This is a genomic window from Synechococcus sp. UW105, from assembly GCF_900473935.1.
Classification (GTDB): domain Bacteria; phylum Cyanobacteriota; class Cyanobacteriia; order PCC-6307; family Cyanobiaceae; genus Synechococcus_C.
Map to the genome: position 1 here is coordinate 1 of NZ_UCNN01000013.1, position 18,589 is coordinate 18,589.

At 53.7% G+C, this 18,589-nt stretch carries 15 protein-coding genes; 12 read left to right on the top strand and 3 right to left on the bottom strand.

Features of this window, described 5'->3' with window-relative positions; all coding sequences use genetic code 11:
* The first annotated feature begins 327 nt into the window (after positions 1-327).
* Positions 328-1,083 (top strand): hypothetical protein, encoded by a 756-nt coding sequence (locus DXY16_RS14950; RefSeq protein ID WP_179949732.1) that lies wholly within the window; start codon positions 328-330, stop codon positions 1,081-1,083.
* Positions 1,084-1,110: 27 nt separating this feature from the next.
* Here the strand turns inward: DXY16_RS14950 and gatB are convergent, their stop codons facing one another.
* Positions 1,111-2,583, bottom strand: coding sequence for an Asp-tRNA(Asn)/Glu-tRNA(Gln) amidotransferase subunit GatB (gene gatB / locus DXY16_RS05070; protein ID WP_115120111.1), 1,473 nt, complete (start codon positions 2,581-2,583; stop codon positions 1,111-1,113).
* Positions 2,584-2,594: 11 nt separating this feature from the next.
* Here gatB and DXY16_RS05075 point away from each other — a divergent pair, with 11 nt between their 5' ends.
* The 9 genes from DXY16_RS05075 (at position 2,595) to DXY16_RS05115 (ending at position 16,165) form a co-directional block, all read left to right on the top strand.
* Positions 2,595-4,385 (top strand): ABC transporter substrate-binding protein, encoded by a 1,791-nt coding sequence (locus tag DXY16_RS05075; protein WP_137007024.1) that lies wholly within the window; start codon positions 2,595-2,597, stop codon positions 4,383-4,385.
* 44 nt (positions 4,386-4,429) lie between these two features.
* Positions 4,430-5,521 (top strand): glycine oxidase ThiO, encoded by a 1,092-nt coding sequence (gene thiO, locus DXY16_RS05080; RefSeq protein WP_115120222.1) that lies wholly within the window; start codon positions 4,430-4,432, stop codon positions 5,519-5,521.
* A 113-nt stretch (positions 5,522-5,634) separates the two neighbouring features.
* Positions 5,635-6,642: a cyclic nucleotide-binding domain-containing protein gene (locus DXY16_RS05085; protein ID WP_170953850.1), complete on the top strand. Its 1,008-nt coding sequence runs from the start codon at positions 5,635-5,637 to the stop codon at positions 6,640-6,642.
* Entirely contained in the window at positions 6,639-9,383 is a 2,745-nt protein-coding gene (locus DXY16_RS05090) for an ATP-binding cassette domain-containing protein (RefSeq protein WP_115120117.1), read from the top strand. The genes DXY16_RS05085 and DXY16_RS05090 overlap by 4 nt, the downstream gene beginning before the upstream one ends.
* A complete protein-coding gene (locus tag DXY16_RS05095; protein ID WP_115120119.1) occupies positions 9,380-10,501 on the top strand; it encodes an HlyD family efflux transporter periplasmic adaptor subunit in 1,122 nt (373 codons plus the stop codon). Before DXY16_RS05090 ends, DXY16_RS05095 begins: the two co-directional genes overlap by 4 nt.
* A complete protein-coding gene (locus DXY16_RS05100) occupies positions 10,501-12,648 on the top strand; it encodes an NHLP family bacteriocin export ABC transporter peptidase/permease/ATPase subunit (protein WP_115120121.1) in 2,148 nt (715 codons plus the stop codon). The genes DXY16_RS05095 and DXY16_RS05100 overlap by 1 nt, the downstream gene beginning before the upstream one ends.
* Positions 12,649-12,877: 229 nt before the next feature.
* Positions 12,878-13,258, top strand: a complete 381-nt coding sequence (locus tag DXY16_RS05105) for a hypothetical protein (protein WP_137007025.1) — start codon at positions 12,878-12,880, stop codon at positions 13,256-13,258.
* Positions 13,259-13,321: 63 nt separating this feature from the next.
* On the top strand, positions 13,322-14,665 hold the full coding sequence (locus DXY16_RS05110) for a radical SAM family RiPP maturation amino acid epimerase (protein WP_115120126.1): 1,344 nt from the start codon (positions 13,322-13,324) through the stop codon (positions 14,663-14,665).
* Between the two features lie 66 nt (positions 14,666-14,731).
* Positions 14,732-16,165: a radical SAM/SPASM domain-containing protein gene (locus DXY16_RS05115; protein ID WP_115120128.1), complete on the top strand. Its 1,434-nt coding sequence runs from the start codon at positions 14,732-14,734 to the stop codon at positions 16,163-16,165.
* On the opposite strand, the gene DXY16_RS14325 is transcribed toward DXY16_RS05115, so the two are convergent.
* Entirely contained in the window at positions 16,145-16,393 is a 249-nt protein-coding gene (locus tag DXY16_RS14325; RefSeq protein WP_137007026.1) for a hypothetical protein, read from the bottom strand. The genes DXY16_RS05115 and DXY16_RS14325 overlap by 21 nt on opposite strands.
* An 81-nt stretch (positions 16,394-16,474) precedes the next feature.
* Here DXY16_RS14325 and DXY16_RS05120 point away from each other — a divergent pair, with 81 nt between their 5' ends.
* Together DXY16_RS05120 and DXY16_RS05125 are read left to right on the top strand one after the other, a co-directional pair.
* Complete coding sequence (locus DXY16_RS05120) at positions 16,475-17,647, top strand: radical SAM/SPASM domain-containing protein (RefSeq protein WP_115120130.1); 1,173 nt, start codon at positions 16,475-16,477, stop codon at positions 17,645-17,647.
* Positions 17,648-17,668: 21 nt separating this feature from the next.
* Entirely contained in the window at positions 17,669-18,055 is a 387-nt protein-coding gene (locus DXY16_RS05125; protein WP_115120132.1) for a hypothetical protein, read from the top strand.
* 207 nt (positions 18,056-18,262) lie between these two features.
* Here DXY16_RS05125 and DXY16_RS14330 read toward each other — a convergent pair whose 3' ends face one another.
* Positions 18,263-18,478 (bottom strand): hypothetical protein, encoded by a 216-nt coding sequence (locus DXY16_RS14330; protein WP_137007027.1) that lies wholly within the window; start codon positions 18,476-18,478, stop codon positions 18,263-18,265.
* Between the last annotated feature and the right edge of the window lie 111 nt (positions 18,479-18,589).

Below are 18,589 nucleotides of genomic sequence, written 5' to 3' on the forward strand. Positions count from 1 at the left end.
GCAGCCCGGCTACGGCTACCAGACGGTGAACTACGCCCCTGCTCCTCAGGCTCCTATGTATCACCAGCCTGCTTATGGCTATCAGCAGCAGAGCAGCTACCAGCAGCACTCCGGTTATGTGCAGCAGCCCCGTTACGGCTACTGATCACCCAGGCTCTGAACCACGACATCCAACACAACACGCTGCTAACCCTGCCATTCGCAGGGTTTTGTCTTGACTTCTGCGCCAGTTGATCAAGCTCACCATTGGCAGTCATCAGCATCATGAGGAGGCCTGCCGATTCAGGCGATCTTGTGATCAAACCCGACAGGAACCCATCTGCTCCAATGACCTCACTCAAAGACCTGACCTGCGCCACAACAACAGTCGCCCTGGGCATCACCCTGATCAGCGGGGGCGGACCGGCCGCTCAGGCGCAAAGCGCTGCTGAACTGCAACTGCAACAGAACCAGCAAGAGATCAACCGCCTCAAGCAGCAGATGCAAATGCAGCAGGGCGGAGGTCCGGGACCACAAGGAGTTCAACCAGGAAGACCTCAGCCTGGGGCGGCAATGATCGATGCCCGTTCGATCCAGCGCAGCGTCAACTTGGCACGCAATGCGGCGGTGAAGATGAACGGAGGTCTCAGCAAATACCGTCCGGCCCGCTGCATGTTCAAGGGCAGCGAACGCAACCCATGCATCGTGCAGCTGAATGCTCAAGGGATCGTTTTTCAGATCCCCGGTGGCCCTCCAGGCTGGGAGGAAGCGGGCCAGCCCCCCAGCTTGATGACCGTGCTTCTTGTCTCGCCGGATGGACGATCTCTGTTGCAGACAATCTCCAACGGTGCGCTGCAGGCACAACCCCAGCAGCAGCCAGGCATGTACCCACCCCAGCAGCAGCCAGGCATGTACCCACCTCAGCAGCAGCCAGGCATGTACCCACCTCAGCAGCAGCCAGGCATGTACCCACCTCAGCAGCAGCCAGGCATGTACCCACCTCAGCAGCAGCCAGGCATGTACCCACCTCAGCAGCAGCCAGGCATGTACCCACCTCAGCAGCAGCCAGGCATGTACCCACCTCAGCAACGGCCAGCGATCTGAGCCCCTTGAAGCAAAACCGCCAGAAGCTCACCCCTTGAGCTTCTGGCTGAGGATCTGATTGGCCAGCTTGGGATCAGCTTTGCCACCGGTCTTCTTCATCAGCTGACCGACAAAGAAGCCCTGCAGCTTGGTCTTGCCGCCACGGAAAGCCTCAACCTCGTCGGGATGAGCTGCGAGCAGCTCTTCAACAATGGCGCTGATCGCTGCTGGATCACTAATCATTCCGAGCCCGCGCTCATCCACGATCGCCTTCGGGGAACCTCCCTTCTCCAGCAGTTCGGGCAGAATCTCCTTGGCGATCTTGCCGCTGATCTTGCCGCCATCGATCAGCTGCACCATCTCAGCCAACTGCTCAGGACGGAATGGCAATTCCGCATAACTCAACCGATTGCTGTTCACATGAGCAGCGATGTCACCAGAGATCCAGTTGGCAGCAAGCTTGGCGTCAGCACCGGCATTCACCACCGCCTCGTAGTAGTCCGCCATCGGCCGCTCATCGGTGAGCACGCGAGCGTCGTACTGAGACAATCCCAGATCTTCTGCATAACGATGCCTCTTGGCAGCAGGCAGTTCCGGCAATTCAGCCCGCCACGCTTCCCGCTGATCAACGCTCACCTCAATCGGCCCCAAATCAGGGTCAGGGAAATAGCGGTAATCGCTCGCTCCCTCCTTGCTACGCATGCTCTTGGTGAGCTGCTTGCCTTCGTCCCAAAGACGGGTCTCTTGAATGATGGCTTCACCGCTCTCGTAAGCCTTGATCTGGCGCTGAATCTCGTAGTCGCACGCCTTCTGAATGGCCGAGAAGGAGTTCATATTCTTGATCTCCACCTTCGTGCCAAAGGGTGCATCAGGGCCCCGTCGCACGGAGATATTCACATCGCAACGAAGAGAACCCTCTTGCATATTTCCGTCGCTAACGGCGAGGTAACGCATAATCCTGCGGATCTCTGAGGCATATTCCGCCGCTTCACGACCAGTACGCAGATCCGGTTTGCTGACAATCTCTGCCAGAGCCACACCGGCGCGGTTGTAGTCCACCAGGGAGTGGGTGGATCCAGCCAAACGGTCACTACCGGCGTGAACAAGTTTGCCGGCGTCCTCCTCCATATGCAGGCGCTCGATGCCGATCGTTTTCAGATAGGTGTCCTTGCCCTTTTCGGCCACTTCCACCTCGATCCATCCCTCTTCAGCGATCGGTTCGTCGTACTGAGAGATCTGGTAGTTCTTGGGCAGATCGGGATAGAAATATTGCTTGCGGTCGAACTTGCTGTGTTCAGCGATGTTTAGATTCAGCGCCATCGCTGCCTTCACGGCGTACTCGAGCACCTTCTGATTCAGCACCGGCAGCGTGCCAGGCAAACCGCACACCACTGGATCGATATGGGTGTTGGGTTCATCACCGAAGGTGGTGGAGGCAGCCGTGAAGATTTTGCTGTCGGTTCCCAGCTGCACGTGGGTCTCCAGACCGATCACGGCTTCCCAGGCGCTTTCAGCAGCCATCAGTGTTCTCCATGCGTGGGCTGATCCTATGGAAGCAACTCACAATGCAGGTTCACTGGCCGTCGGTCATGGGCAGTTATTGCTGGCGACGGCGTCTGAAGAGCATCCTGCTGGCCCTGATGCTGGCCATCGCCTTGATCGGACTGCCGGTCGCTGCAAAAACCAAACAGAATCGAGCTCATATCAGCGTTCAGCTTCGCTGGCTGCCGCAGGCCCAGTTTGCCGGGTTTTACGTGGCCAAAGACCACGAGCTGTTTCACCGAGAAGGCCTTGAGGTCTCCCTCGAGCCAGGAGGGCCTGCCGTGAATGGCCTGCAGCGACTGCGTGACGGCGAGGTGGACGTGGCCGTCGCTTGGTCATCCGACGCACTGGATTTGCGTCGTCAGGGTGCCGACGTAGTGAACATCGCGCAGTTGCTTCAACGGCCTGGAACGATGCTGGTCTGCAACGCAGACTCAGGGGTCACGCAGCCAGCTGATCTGCGTGGAAAGCGAATTGGATCCTGGCTGGTGGGAGATCAATTTGATTTCGGGTACTGGCTGCAACGCCATGGGCTCGATTTACAGGCTGTTGAACTGATCCAACAACGCCCAGCAGCGCAAGACCTGCTCAGCGGCGAAGTCAATTGCGCCACGGCCATGAGCTACAACGAATTTCAAACAATCCTCAAAGAGGGTCAGCTCAAAAAGGATCTATTCACCGTGCGCTTCGCCCAAGAAAGCAGCGGTTTTCTTGAGGATGGTCTCTACGTACGGGCGGCTGATCTCAACGATCCCGTGAAACGCGACCGCCTCGTGCGCTTGCTGCGGAGCCTGGCTGATGGATGGCGCTATGCCGCGCGCCATCCCGAAGAAGCGGTGGCCATCACCGAGCGCTACATGGAAGCCAGTGACAGTCGGCACCAACAGGCCATGCTCGAGGAAGTCCTCCAGCTGATGGATCTGAATCAGGGCTTCGGCCTTCTGGATCCGCGGGCTTTTGCGCGCAGTGCGGAAATCGTTGGAGAGGGTAGCGATGAAACAGCTGCCATCAGCCGTGCGGCCAAGGGTGCATGGAGCCTGAAAATTTGGCGAGCCGCCGAACTCAATGGGCCCCAGAAAGGTCCTCTAGGACCGGCAGGACGCCAGACATTCGCGACGTTGGTGGCATCCCCCTGGTTCTATGGCCTCGATCTGATCGGAACCACAGCCTTTGCGCTGTCAGGTTTCATCAGGGCGCTTAAACGTCGTTACGACCTCTGGGGTTGTTTCATCCTCACTCTGCTTCCCGCCGTGGGAGGCGGCACCCTCCGCGACCTGCTCATTGGTGGCATGCGCTCTCCACCGTTCATCTTCCAAGACAGCACCTACTTGCTGGTCGTCGTGGTCGTGGTGATCACTGGATCGATCCTGACGAGCTTCTTAAGCGAAGGTGCCGCAGATAGCGAGGGGTTCAACAAGATCTTGGGGCTCTGCGACAGCATTGGCTTGGCCACATTCACCATCATCGGAGCTCAGGTCGCCTTAGACGCTGAACTGAACTGGTGGTGGATGGCCATCTGTGCCGCACTCACCTGCGCAGGCGGCGGCATGTTGCTGGATGTGGTGACAGGCCGTGAACCGCGCACGTTTCAAGGCGAGCCGTATGAGGAGATTGCCGTACTCGGTGCCTTGGTGCTGACCATAGGCCTGTTGATAGCAGACCACTTCGAGACCCTGCAGTGGCCGGTTTTCGCCGCCATGGTTGTGAGTTGGGGAATGGTCTTCACCTGTCGTCAATTGGTGGTCCGCCACAATCTGCGCTCATGGCGTCCAGGCCTATGAGGAACAAGCACCAAACGCTCTCAGGCCTGAACCAACCCACTTCGATGCTGATCCTAGGCGGAGGATTGATGGGCCTGGCGATCGCCCACCAACTGGCGCGCCGGGGCATCGGCGTCACGGTCCTCAGTCGGCGACGGAGCGAAGCGGCCGGCTTTGTCGCCGCTGGCATGCTCGCACCCCATGCAGAAGGCCTGAGCGGAGCCCTGCTCAAGCTCGGACAGTTGAGCCTGAGACGAGTTCCCAGCTGGGTGGCACAGATCGAAGCCGACAGTGGCCTTCCCTGTGGACTTCGCTCCACCGGCATCGTGGTTCCCTTCCAGAGCACTGAAGAACGGGATCAGTACCCGACGGCCGCATTTGGAGAATCGCTCGATCGAGAGCAACTTCATCAAGAGTTACCAGGCCTGGCCGCAAGCTGGACGGCGGGTCTGCTCTTCTCCCAAGACGGACAAATCGACAACCGACGCCAGCTAATGCGAGCTCTGGAGAGCGCCTGTGTCGACCGAGGTGTGCAATTCCAAGAAGGAGTGGAGGTGCAGGAGTTACTGCAAGACCACGGCCAACTGAAAGGTGTCCGCACGAGGGACTCGGAAGGAACCTTGTCCACCCTCTCTTGCAGCCAAGCCATGCTTTGTAGCGGCGCCTGGAGTGCCCAACTTCTACCGGAACTTCGGGTGTTTCCGGTGAAGGGGCAGATGTTGTCGTTGCAGACTCCTCGCGGTGCTCTGCGGCGGGTGCTCTTCGGTCCGGGGACCTATTTCGTGCCGCGAGAAGATGGCCTGGTGGTGGTGGGAGCCACATCGGAACGGAATGCAGGCTTCAACGAAGGACTCACACCTCAGGGCCAAACCACCCTCCAACAGGGCATTGCCGCGTTGCTGCCAGAGGCCATCAACTGGCCGCCGATGGAACGCTGGTGGGGCTTTCGTCCCTGCACACCCGACGAAGGCCCCTTACTGGGTCAGAGTCCGATCGCTGGACTGTGGCTGGCCTGCGGCCACCACCGCAATGGTGTGCTGATGGCAGGAGCAACCGCGGAGCTGATCACCGATCTGGCCAGTGGTAGTGCCCCCCGCAAGGATCTCGCGGCTCTGTTGCCCAGTTTTCGCTGGGATCGCTGGCGCTCTGAACCCTAAGAAGCATTGCTGGAGTTTTTCTTTCCGCCGCAAGGGCTGCATCAATGCCAGCCCACAGCCATCCTGAAAAGAACCTGGCACTGAACCGCCCAAGGCAGCCATCACTCCAAGCCATGTCGCCCTTCAGCGTCTTCGAGCGCAGCAGTCCGGAACTTCTGAACTGGCTGAAGTCCACAGGAGTGAGGCGCACAATCACAGCTTCCACGCAACTAATTCGGGAAGGAGAGCAGCCGCAAAGGCTCTTGTTGCTCATGGAGGGAAGCCTCAGAGCGACCATCACAGGTCCCCAACAGAGGCAGGAGCAGCTGGCAACTCTGCCCCCTGGGAGCTTGGTCGGCGAGATGAGCTGGCTAGAACAGCGCCCTGCTGTGGCATGCATCACAGCCGCTGTCGATAGCAGCGTTCTGGAAATTTCAGTCACAGAGCTAGAGACACTGCAAACGCACGACCTGCACTTGGCGTCGGAGCTGCATCGGTTGATCGCCCAGAAACTCGCTGCACAGATCCAAGAGCAAAACGCCTGGATTCACCGCCATCCAAACGACCACGACTCGATTGAGCCCTTGCGCAAGGTGCTGGTGCTATTCGCCCATCTGCAGGAACAGGATGTCTACCAGCTGGCCCGTCTTGGAGAGTTGCAATCGATTCAGCCTGGGACCCTTCTGCTCCAACAGGGCGAGCCCGTGCAAGCTCTTTATCTCATTCTGAGCGGAAACGCGGACATCCTGTTCACCCTGTCTGAGGTCACCCAAGTCGTGGGGAGCACCCGCCGTGGAGAGTTATTAGGGGAAATGAGTTTGTTGCTGGAGGAGCAAGATGGGGCCTCAGCAGGCGTGCATTGTCCCGATGGCATGGCTCTGTTGACGATCAATCGAACACGGCTCTTGGCCGAACTGGAGAGCGACCTCTCCCTCTCCTGCCGGTTTTACCGAGGCTTGGCCTGCATGCTCTCCCAACGCAGTCGGGATCAACTCCAACGCCATCGAGGTGGAACGAACAGCCAACAATCTGAGCTGATCGAGACAATCGATCTCGATCAGCTCACAGGCATCAGTCGAGCCGCTCGCCACTTCGACTGGCTCTGCAATCACTTTCAGACCAAGGAGGCCACAGAGCCATGAGCTGGGATGCAGGCAGACAGGAGCCATGGCCTGGCTTGCCCTTTCGGATCAAGGAAGGGGAGATGCTGCTCGTCTCCTCTGGCGACCGCGACTTCGCACTACTGCGTCTGGAAGCTGATCGCATCTATCCCGGCCTACCAGAGCCGATCGCCAGCGCAATCACACTCAAACTACAGGCCATCCAAACAAGCCGGGTGGAGCTGCTAGCCGATGGCGACGACTCAGAGGGCCGTCAGTGGTTAGGACAACGCCTAAGCGAAGAGCTTGATGAAGAGCTAGTTGACGGCATCTCACTTCCCCCCAGCAAGGAACAGTTAATCGAGAAGCTGATCGCACTGCATGGCGTCTCCGACCAGCGTCATCAGACCTTGCTGCAGAGCTATCAACCTCTGAGCCATGGAAGCGAACAGGAGCTGTTCGTGGAAATGGAGATCAGCGGCACGGACGATCTCGAATCCACCGATGCTGCAACGCAACCGGGGAAGCACCTTAGCGATCCGGTCTTTAGTGCACTCTCCCTGGTCTGCAGGGATCAAGGCAAGCTGCTACCGCTTCCCTCTCACCTGGCCGATCCGAACCTGAGACGTCGGCTGCAACAACTGCTCAATCGCACAGATCTATTCGCCAGGGAGGTGGTGATCAATGCGAGCGATCTAACTCAGGACTGTGGAGACCTGATCGGTTTTGTCGACGAACAAGCCGACACACCCGGCAACATCGTGGTGCTCAAGTCCACAGCCAAGGGGTATCGCGCCTGGCTGCCTGGACAGATGCCCAGGTCATTACCGCTGAACCAGTGCAGCCAATGGCTCGAGGACCTGTCACCCCGCATGCTCTCGGTTAGCCCAGCCTTCGGCTCAAAGGATCTGAGCACTCTTGGATTACTGCGGTTTGCCTATGGCAAGCCACGCCACACCACAGCGTTCGTGATCGGCGGACTCCTGCTTGGAGTGATCATCGGCTTCCTTCTGGCAATCGGCAGAGACGTTGGAGCCGCCCGTTGGATTTTCGGCATGGGGATTGCTGGACTGCTCACCGGCACCACTCTGGGCTTCCTCAGTGGGGGCTTCCGCTTGGGAGTTGGCGTGATGCTGCTCTCCACCCTGCTTTCCCTTCTCACCCCAACGTTCAATACGGTGATCACCAACCAGGCTCTTCCCGATCGAGACCTGGGCCTGCTGCTCCAGATCAGCCTGATCCTGGTGGCAGCAGGCATTGCCCGCGTCTGCTTCGAATGGGTGCAAACCAGGGCCGTTCAACTCAGCCAGCAACGGGGTGCCGCTCGCTCGCAACTGGCCGGCATGCATCGCCTGCTGCGCCTACCCACCGACTTTTTTAGGACGCGAAATGTTGGTGACTTACAGCTGCGCTTTGGTGCTCTCGACGAACTGCGCGGTGAGATCCAACAACTTCTGGAAGGAGGGCTACTGCGGCTGGTGCTGACCAGCATCTACATCCTGTTCATGCTGCGCATCAGCGTGAAGTTGACAGCCTTAGCGCTAGTGGTCGCCGCGTTGATCCTCCTGCCCACTGCACTGATTGGTCTGCAGTCGAGGCCCTTGCAACGACATCAGGAAGAAGCGGAAGGTCAAGCACAAAGCCGGAATCTGGAACTGCTCGGTGCTGTATCGAAGCTGCGGCTGGCCGGCGCTGAACAGGCTGCAGCCCGATGGTGGGGTCAGGAATTCCAGAAGATCGTCAATCTTGAGAATGCGCTTGATGCCAAGGAAGCCAGTGCCGCCTTGCTGAAGACGGTCATGCCCAACCTCGGCACCTTGCTGGTGTACATCGTGGTCACGCGATTAATCGCTGAGGCCGCCAATACTCCGAGCCTGAATGCGCCGAACGTGGGGCAACTACTCGGCTTCTTCTCGGCATTCGGCACCTTCATCGGTGCCGCCGCTGGCTTCGCCGGACTGTTGATTGGCGCCTTCGACATGCCTGTGATCTATGAACGGGCCCGACCGATCCTCGAAACCGAACCAGAAACTGCCGAATTACGTGAGGAAGCTGGTGTTCTGCAAGGTCACGTTCAGCTTGATCGTGTGAGCTATCGCTATGCACCAGAGCTACCGCTCGTGCTGGATGGCGTCAGTCTCGAGGCCAAAGCGGGGGAGCAACTCGCCATTGTTGGCCCTTCGGGGTCAGGTAAATCCACCTTGGTTCGTCTGCTGCTGGGCTTCGCCGCTCCGGAAGACGGTGAAATCCGTTTCGATCGCCAACCGCTCAACGGTCTAAGGATCGACAGCGTGCGCCGACAAATCGGAACGGTGCTCCAAACGAACACCCTGTTCAACGGCACCCTGATGGAAGCAATCGCAGGCGGCAGCGTGATCGATGAACAGGAGGCCTGGCACGCGGCCGAGCTGGCCGGCCTAGCCGATGAAATCAGAGCCATGCCAATGGGAATGCAAACCATGGTGCCCGAAGGAGGCGGCACTCTTTCAGGCGGCCAGCGACAACGGGTCGCGATCGCGCGAGCCCTCGTACGTCAACCCAGAATCCTCATTTTTGATGAAGCCACCAGCGCCCTCGACAACCGCACTCAGGCGATCGTCACGCGCAGCCTTGCTTCACTGTCCATCACCCGGATTGTGATCGCCCATCGCCTGAGCACGATCCGCCAGGCTGATCAGATCGTTGTCCTCGCGCAGGGCCAGGTGCAGGAGCAGGGCAGCTGCGACACCCTGATGCAAGCCAAAGGGCTGTTTTTCCGGATGATGGAACGTCAGATCACATGAGCCTCTTCCGCAAAAACGCACTGGATTCACTGTCCAGTCCGGAACAACTCGATCAACCGCTGCGACTGCTTCGTCCAGGTCAGTGGTTGCTTCTCCTTTCCCTGGGTGGGTTCTGTCTCACGATCGCAATCTGGTCCATCTTCGGCCGCCTTCCCGTGCGGATCAGCGGCAAGGGAGTGCTGATCCGCACCAACAGCCTCACCGTGGTTCAGAGCGAATTAGCTGGACGCATTCTTGAGCTGAATCAGGCGATCGGAGATTGTGTGCAACGCGGCCAATTGATGGCAAGGGTTGACCCTGTCAGCCAGGAGGTCACCAAACAGGAAGCCGAACGGCAACTGGCACAACTGATCACTCAGGACCAACACGAAGACCAATTGGGAGCGATTCGAATCCAGCAACAAAAGTCAGAGATCGCGCGCATCAAAAACCTGACCGAATCAGGAGCGATCTCGATCGATCAACTCAGCCAACGCGAAAAGGAACTCAGCAGCCTGGTGGATTCCCTCGAAGCCCGCGATGGTCAGCGGGAGCAACAGATCCTGCAACAACGAGCCAGGATCGAAGCGCGCAATGAGGAAATCGCACGGATCGCCCAGATCCGCGCTCCAATCGACGGCTGTGTGATCGATCGCAACGTTCACAGAGGCGAGGTGCTACAACCCGGCACCACTCTGTTCACCATCGAGGCCAATCCAGCGCAAGCCCCGCTGGAGAGTCTGGCTTTCTTCCCTGCCGGAGATGGCAAACGCCTGACCGTGGGCCAACGGGTGCGCATCAGCCCGACCAGCACCAAACAACAACGCCACGGTGGAATCGAAGGCAAGGTCCTCAATATCCGACGACTACCAGTGAGTGACAACGCCCTGATCAAACGTCTGGGGCTCGAGTCCCTGCTCGAAGCGATACGGATCGATCCAAAGGGACCGCTGATTGAAGTCCAAACCACTCTGCAGAGAGATCCATCCACCATCAGCGGCTACGACTGGGGCGGTGGCCCAGGACCAGCCATGCAACTCACCACGGGAACACCGACAGAGGTTCGGGTTCTCGTGGAAGAACGGCGCCCGATCAGCTACGTGATCCCAATCCTGCGGGATCTCACGGGGATCTACTGATGGTGCGCACGCCCACGGTTCTGCAAATGGAGAACACCGAGTGCGGTGCTGCCTCCCTGAGCATCATGTTGCAGCACCATGGGCGCTACGTTCCCCTCACCCAACTGCGCGAGATGTGTGGCGTCTCGCGAGACGGAAGCGATGCCGCCAATCTCATCCTTGCGGCCCGCGGCCTAGGGATGGAGGCCCGGGGATTCAAAAAAGGGCTGACGGCTCTGGAACAGTTGAATCCGCCGGCGATCCTCTTCTGGGAGTTCAATCATTTTCTGGTGTTCGAGGGATTTCGTGGCGATCGCGTCGCCCTCAACGATCCCGCCCTAGGCCCCCGCAGCGTCAGTCGAGAGGAATTCGACCGCAGCTATACGGGCATCGTCCTGACGATGGAACCTGGTCCCGATTTCAAGCGCGGCGGGAAGGCTCCATCCGTCTGGCCGATCGTGCTGCGGCGCCTCGGTAGCGAACCGGGCGCGGCTCTGTTCATCCTGATCGCCGGGCTGCTGCTGATCCTGCCGCAGCTGGTGATGCCGGTCTTCGCCCAGATCTATCTGGACGAGGTGATCGGCAACAACATGAGCCAATGGCTCAAACCAATGCTCTGGGCGATGGCCCTGAGCATTGGGGTGCAGGTCGTGCTCCAGCACTTGCAACTGGTGGGGACCCGCCGGCTGGAAAAGCGCCTGACCCGGCGATTCGCCATTGGCTTCGAGCATCAAATCCTCGCCCTACCAGAACGCTTCTACAGCCAGCGCCATGCATCGGATATCGCTGATCGGATGGGGATCAACGCCAGCATCGCCGAATTCATCGGAGGACGTCTCATCCCGATGATCACTGGCCTGTTGCTGCTGGTGTTCTATCTCATCCTCACCTTTCTCTACAGCCCATGGCTGGGTGTGCTGATTCTCAGCACAACCTCCATCAACGCGATCGTGGTGCAACTCAACCTTCGCACCCAAAAGGATGCCAGCCTCACGCTGGAGAAGGATGCAGCCAAAAGCGGTGCCGTGGTGGTGAGTGCCATGCGCGACATCGAAACGATCAAGGCCGCAGCGATCGAACACGACGTATTCCGCCGCTTTGCGGGATACCAGAGTCGACTGCTCAACACCCTTCAGGCCCTGCAACTTCGCAATGCCAAATTGCGACTGATTCCCAATGGTCTAACCACATTTAATGAGGTTGCCGTTCTCCTGCTGGGCTTTCTGCTCGTCATCCGGGGCGACCTCACTCTGGGGATGCTGCTGGCCGCCCAAACCATTGCCTTCAGCTTGAAAGGGCAAATCGAGAGTTTGATCGGGTTCGTGCAGGAGCTACCTGGATTTGAAGCAGGCGTACTCCGCCTCGAGGATGTTCTCGAACAACCACGTGATCCGTTAATCACCAATCCTTCAGACCAGGATCAGGCCACGGCGCCAACTCGCTTGAGTGGGCGAATCGAACTCCTGCAACTGAGCTTCGGCTTCACCACAATTCAAGACCCGCTAATCAACGACCTTTCTCTGACAATTGAGGCCGGGATGCGGGTTGCCCTTGTCGGCAGTAGCGGCAGCGGTAAAAGCACGCTGGCAAAACTACTGGGAGGCCTGCATCAGCCCAGTGCAGGCGAGCTGCTCTTCGATGGTCGCTCGTTGCTCTCCATCCCCCGTGCGGTAGCCATCAGCTCACTGGCCATGGTGCAACAGGACATCCAGCTGTTCGGATGCAGCGTGCGCGACAACCTCAGCCTCTGGAATCCAGAGATCAATGAACGTGAACTGCTAACGGCATGCCGGGATGCTGAAATCCTCGACGTGATTATGGGCCTACCCGATGGACTCGACACTGTGCTCAGCGAAGGCGGCCGCAACCTCTCAGGAGGGCAACGTCAACGACTTGAGCTGGCACGGGCCTTAGTAGGCAACCCCAGCATTCTGATTATGGATGAGGCAACGTCAGCACTGGATGCCGACACTGAGCAGAAGGTCATCAACAACCTCACACGGCGGGGTTGCACACAGGTGATTGTGGCTCACCGCCTGAGCACGATCCGTGATGCCGATCTGATTCTGGTCATGGAGCAAGGCCAGGTGATTCAGCAAGGTACACATAAGCAACTAGTGGAGGAATCAGCAGGCGCATACATGCAGTTACTGAACGTCGTGAACTAATCCAAATGCCGCAGGTGCGTCAAAGACATTGAGGGGAAGCCGAGGCGACAAGCAGGAGACCAGAGAAGAATCCCTAGCAAGCCCTTAACGCAACACAATCGCATTCTTTCGCAACAAAAGAACAAATGAGGCCAAACAAAATATAAAAAAATCTGTGCAGAGATCAGCAGGTCGCCATCATAAAAAGAGTACAGAGTCCAAAGGCTTACACCCAATGACTAACGAAGACTTGCTGATTCTCGGCCGGGTGATCTCAAAATGCTGGGAAGAACCAGAATACAAAGAAAGCCTAAAAGCAAATGCTCGGAAGGTACTAACAGAAGAGGGCTACATCATTAGAGATGATGTGGAGGTCGTCATCAAAGAGGGAGAAAGTGGCTTGCCCTACTTTATCGGAGAAAAAGAGGTTCACTTCCCTCTACCCTCAGAACCGCCTTCCGTTGATGAAATCGACGAACCTCTGGGCTCCGAAGACCTTACCGCAGTTGTTGGGGGACAGATGTTCGCAAAGCTTTCTCTTGGCAAAGCTGCCAATACAAGACACTTCAAAGTTGGCAACTGGATGAGAGTTAATAATCAGCACACAAGAGCACTGAATTGCTGCTGGTAATTCCTTGTATTTGTAAATGGCGGAGAAAAGCTTCAATCCTACAAACCTTCTATCACCGAATCAATGGCCTCTAAGTTACAGCCCTGGGATGTAAAAAGGTTTTTGGAGCTTTTCACCGCCGATCCCGAGTTTAGGGAAGAAGCGATAAAGCGACCCAACCAAATAATAAGCTGCCATGGCATAAAGATGCTGCCATCAGAGATCCAAGACCTTTGGCAGGAATCTGAAAATAGACTCTTTGACAGAAGGACGAATGCCTCTATCACTTACACAAGCTGGTGCACCAAGCGACGGCAAAAGGCTCACCATTGGCTACAGAAATTAGATACAGAAATCCCCTCGTCGTTTCACCACTGGCGAAACAGACAAGCAAATCGTTATGCCGCACAAGCAGCTGATGGGTTTGCGAGAAGAAAAAGACTGCTTCCATTCGCAATTGAACTGTCAGAAGGTTGCTCCATCGGCTGTCAATATTGTGGCCTTTCAGCTCCCAAGCTGAAATCAGTCGCACGATACGACAGCAACAACAATGGGACAACTTTCAATGCGATTACAGCCAGCCTTAAAAACTATGTAGGCGAAGCAGGAGCGACAGGATTTTTATATTGGGCAACAGATCCATTTGACAATCCCGATTACGAAAAGTACATTCAAGAGTTCAACAAAGAGTTTGGCATCCCCCCTCAAACAACGACTGCTGCGTGGCGCAAGAATTTAAATCGCACCAGGGATTTTTTAAAACTAAGAGAAACAATGGGGGGAACCTGGGACCGCTTCTCAATCAATAGCCTCGAAGACCTTCACATAATCATGAAGGAGTTTAGCCCATTACAGCTGAAAGATATCGACCTTGTACTACAAAATCCAGAATCACTAAAAATAAAAAGCTGTGCTGGGAGGGCAAAAGATTTAGCAACAAGAACCCAACTAGGCTCTATCGCCTGTGTGTCAGGTTTTTTGATCAACCTCACACAAAAAAGCATCAAGCTTATTAGCCCATGCATAGACTTTGAAAAATGGCCGCAAGGATATGCCATTTATGCTGAAACAAATTTTCAGGATTCAAGCAAACAAATAGAAGAATTTTTTGAGCATTGTGAGAGTAAAATTTTCAACGAAAGTCTTGATGCCGAAAAGATCTTATCCGTTAGAGGAGAGATCGACATCAGCCAGTCCAAAGGACAACTCAACCTAACAACACAATACGCGAAAATAATCGTAGAAGACGAAATCGAAAAGGCAGTGATATCAAGCATCAATGGAAAATCGACAGTATCAGAAATAGTTTCAGATGTCTGCAAGAAAACTAAGGTCAATCCAGGACTTGTTCTACATGCAGCAAACATGCTTTACGAGAAAGGCATCTTTGAAAAGCTACCTGACCCACCACTTTTACAGTATGCATGAAATAGATACTATGCGTAAACAAATCTGCCAACACATTTCTAACTTGCATCTTCAAGAAGTAGGCTCATGACTGCAAAACTGAAAACACAAAAAAAGAATTTCCCAGCCGAAGGAAAAATACCTTATCCAAGCAAAGTTTTTGCAATACCAGCTGGATCAAGCTGGCTTATTCATGCTCCACTTCATAACTTTAATGCACTACTCACAGAAGAAGACATACAAGAAATTAGAAGCAACAAAGTCAACATGCAAGATACCGAACTGGCGATTATCAACCAATTAATACAGCAAGAGCCTCACCTCAAACCGAAGCAGAAACAAGGAGAGCTGAGTGACGAATTTTTGGTTTTTGTAACAACAAGGGGCTGCAACCTTCAATGTACTTATTGCCACTTTGACGGACCAACTTCCCCACAAAATAGTCTAGACATTCAAAGAGCCAAAGAAATCATCAAATGGACAGCAAAAAGGCGATCACAGCGTCAGCAGAAGACAAAAGAAGAGCAGCCATTAAGGATCCACTTCTTCGGGGGCGAGCCATTTACAACATTTGAGCTCATCAAAGAGATCGTTGAATTTACAAACAAAGAGTGTTTGAAAAATTGTATTCAACCATTTTATATGGCCACCACAAATGGAGTTTTATCTGAATCTATGCGGGTATGGATATCAGAAAATTTCCATAAAATCATCCTCTCCATTGATGGAGAGCAAGACGAACATGACCGACATAGACCAATCAATAAAGATCACGGAAGTTATCAGGCAGTAGCCAGAAGTGCAGATTACTTCTCTAAGAGCAAGCTAGAGCTGCACATCCGAGGCTGTATCACATCAGAGACAGTTCATAATATGAAATCAATCGCTTCTAACATGGTAAAAAGGTGGCAACCAGCAAGCATAAAGTTTGAGCCACTAACTGAAAATACATTAACTATACTAGCATCACTATACCCTCCCAACCCAACTGATTTTGCCAAGAATTGGTATCATACTTTTTTGCATCTTAGAGGCACTGGTGTTGACTTTGCTTACACTCCAATTAATCCAGGTGAACCACGATTAACTTCATGCTTAGTCGGAGATGATGCAATTGTGGTCCACCCAGATGGATCTCTAAATGCATGCTATTTATCTCCCAGTGACTGGGAAAAACACGAAATGAACCTAAAGATAGGGGAAGTGAATGCCAATGGTAAAATCTCAATCGAGCAATCAAACATAAATGAGATACGCGAACTAGTTGCAAAAAAAGACAAATGCGAAGATTGTTTTTGCAGATACTCCTGTGCTGGTGGCTGCCACGTCACTCACACACATAAAGGTGCAGAATATAAATATGACGACTTCTGCATTGGAACAAGATTAATAACAGCTTCTTTACTGCTAGAGGCAATAGGAAGACCTGACTTAATTTCATCCATTTTGGACGATAACTACTATACTGATCGTATTCCAAAGGGCACTCAGGGAGACAAGCTAACAACCATCATTAGGTAATTTATTCTGGTTATCAACTGGCAAAAATCCAGGAACTTGCCTCAGCTCTTTTACTGAAATTCGATATCCAGCGTGATGAGCTAGCACGACCAACTGATCAAGATACTCATCGTCAAACCCACCACCACAACGCTGAGAGGCCAGCTCACGCTCGGCTTTCACTTGTTCACCGAGTAGAGGGATAGTTTTGACTGCTCTCATAAAATCAATAACGGCGGTCAGAGACATGGCTTAAGAAAGAATTTAACCAGCGCAGCTGCGTACTATAGGAAGTTTGCTCAGAATAGAGATAGGCAGAATCAAAGGGCCATGAAGACGCTGTCAGTTAGTAAAAATACACACTCGATCCTTCGTCTTGAGCTTACGAATCAGTGCAACTTTAAATGCTCGTACTGCTTCTGTGCAGAACAGATTAGCGAAAAAAATGGCACCTATCTGGAGACGCAAAAAGCAAAAAAACTTATCGATCAAGCGTCTGAAATGGGAGTAAGGAGATTCATACTTATTGGCGGAGAACCATTAATGCATCCTGATATTCTGGACATCATCTCATATATCACAGACAAGAGAGGCTATAGCAGCCTGGTGACCAATGGGTCACTTCTTATGGGCAATAAGGGTGAGCAGATGATTCAAGATCTAGCAGCTGCAGGGTTACGCTATATCGCTATAAGCCTAGATGGGATTGAAGGACACGATCCTATAAGGCTAGGAGCAGTTAATCACAAACTAGCCAACGTTGCAATCAAAGCCAAAAAATATCTGCGCACAATCATCATAAGCGTCGTCAATGAGCACAACATTGCGCACCTTGACGCAATGTACAATTTTGCTAAGGCCAATAAGCTCGAATGGAAAATAAATACTCACATGCAAACACCAGATTCGCTTGAGATTGGAGAGCAACAGTCGATCCAAAATTATGACAATCTATTCAAAGCCTATCGAGACCTATTGAAGCGGCATTTCAATGATGGGCAAATCATAGGGCTAGACATAGGAGGAATTCACCATAATTACGAAAAAACAGCTCTTGATATGCATGAATTTACAGAGGTGTCCCATCCATGTGACTACAGAAAAGGGACAATCAATATTAACCCCAAAGGAGAACTGACTATATGCCCTTTACTGACAAAGCCATTAGTTAATACAGATGCATACGGCCACCTCAGCCATGCTTGTGCAAAAGTAGAATCAGAAGAAGATTTCTATTCAATCCGATCAGGTGAGCTCAGCCACTGCCATCAGTGCAAGTACTTTTCATTATGTGGTGGTGGATGTAGAGCTCATGCCAGCCTATATCAAACACAGATGAGCCCAGACCCGATGAAATGCCTAACGATGCCTAGATGGGAAAAATATATTCTACCTCTTCTTCCTAAAGACATACAAGCAGCGAAGAAAAAACTCATCCACAACAATGGCAAACCTCCCTTCTATTCAGGAACAAAAATGCCAGCTCGGCATCATCATTTCTAATCCTTAAAACCAATTACTCTCATGACCGCTTCTCAACTAGACATTTTCCTTTCTGCCGTTTGCGAGGACAAGAAAATACAGGAAGAGCTCCTTCAACTTCGTGAAGAAGCAGCAAAAAGATGCCTAGGTGGAATTGACTTTGCGTATATAGACTCCATCCGTGATCTTGCACAGAAACGAGGTTACAGCATCTCAAGGCTTGACCTGGCTCCTGAGAATACAAAACTAGTAGAAGGCACAATTAACAAACAGAAAGAAGAAGACCTTTCTCGGCTTGCATCAGGAATTCATAGATGCATGATTGCCCCATTGCGTTGTGGCCTTGCCGGATGCAATCAACTACTGAATGACAGTGGTGAGCATGTGAGCCCTGCTGAGCGAAAAGCCTTTTTAAATGAAGAGTCATAAGGCTGACGATAAGGAAAATTCCATCTCAAGGGATTCTTTCATGCAATACATGGAGCCTACTATCTAATTTTTCAATAAAAATCACCTATTGCACACCGTCTATGCACCCTTTTGATTAAACAAGAAACAATCAAGAAGACTGACCAGCTCGCCCAACCTGCCCCAGCGCATCGAGCTGCTTCATGGCAGTCATAAGGAAATCCCCGCCTAAATAAGGGCCTTGCTCTTAACCGAGCGCATGAGCTGGCGATAGGGCATCAGCACCAGACGTAAAGCCTGCGGATCTGGAAAAACCTCGATCAAACGAATCAAAGTGTCTAAAACTGCACCCAGGCAATCGTGGCCCACCCATCGAGCACGATCCGAGATGCCGATCTCATCCTGGTGATGAATCAGGGCGGGGTGATACAACAAGGCACCCATGACAGCCTTCTGAGAGAACAGTACGGGACCTACGCCCAATTGCCCAGCGAAGTAAGCTAACTAGCGGGGTACAACGATCGACTCACATACAGGCCATGGTTTACCGGGTCG

What these genes read in the sequence shown, in the direction of transcription:
- DXY16_RS14950 (WP_179949732.1), top strand. Translation starts at nt 328, where the DNA reads ATGACCTCACTCAAAGACCTGACCTGCGCCACAACAACAGTCGCCCTG.
- gatB (WP_115120111.1), bottom strand. Translation starts at nt 2,583, where the DNA reads ATGGCTGCTGAAAGCGCCTGGGAAGCCGTGATCGGTCTGGAGACCCAC.
- DXY16_RS05075 (WP_137007024.1), top strand. Translation starts at nt 2,595, where the DNA reads ATGCGTGGGCTGATCCTATGGAAGCAACTCACAATGCAGGTTCACTGG.
- thiO (WP_115120222.1), top strand. Translation starts at nt 4,430, where the DNA reads ATGCTGATCCTAGGCGGAGGATTGATGGGCCTGGCGATCGCCCACCAA.
- DXY16_RS05085 (WP_170953850.1), top strand. Translation starts at nt 5,635, where the DNA reads ATGTCGCCCTTCAGCGTCTTCGAGCGCAGCAGTCCGGAACTTCTGAAC.
- DXY16_RS05090 (WP_115120117.1), top strand. Translation starts at nt 6,639, where the DNA reads ATGAGCTGGGATGCAGGCAGACAGGAGCCATGGCCTGGCTTGCCCTTT.
- DXY16_RS05095 (WP_115120119.1), top strand. Translation starts at nt 9,380, where the DNA reads ATGAGCCTCTTCCGCAAAAACGCACTGGATTCACTGTCCAGTCCGGAA.
- DXY16_RS05100 (WP_115120121.1), top strand. Translation starts at nt 10,501, where the DNA reads ATGGTGCGCACGCCCACGGTTCTGCAAATGGAGAACACCGAGTGCGGT.
- DXY16_RS05110 (WP_115120126.1), top strand. Translation starts at nt 13,322, where the DNA reads ATGGCCTCTAAGTTACAGCCCTGGGATGTAAAAAGGTTTTTGGAGCTT.
- DXY16_RS05115 (WP_115120128.1), top strand. Translation starts at nt 14,732, where the DNA reads ATGACTGCAAAACTGAAAACACAAAAAAAGAATTTCCCAGCCGAAGGA.
- DXY16_RS14325 (WP_137007026.1), bottom strand. Translation starts at nt 16,393, where the DNA reads ATGTCTCTGACCGCCGTTATTGATTTTATGAGAGCAGTCAAAACTATC.
- DXY16_RS05120 (WP_115120130.1), top strand. Translation starts at nt 16,475, where the DNA reads ATGAAGACGCTGTCAGTTAGTAAAAATACACACTCGATCCTTCGTCTT.
- DXY16_RS05125 (WP_115120132.1), top strand. Translation starts at nt 17,669, where the DNA reads ATGACCGCTTCTCAACTAGACATTTTCCTTTCTGCCGTTTGCGAGGAC.
- DXY16_RS14330 (WP_137007027.1), bottom strand. Translation starts at nt 18,478, where the DNA reads ATGGGTGCCTTGTTGTATCACCCCGCCCTGATTCATCACCAGGATGAG.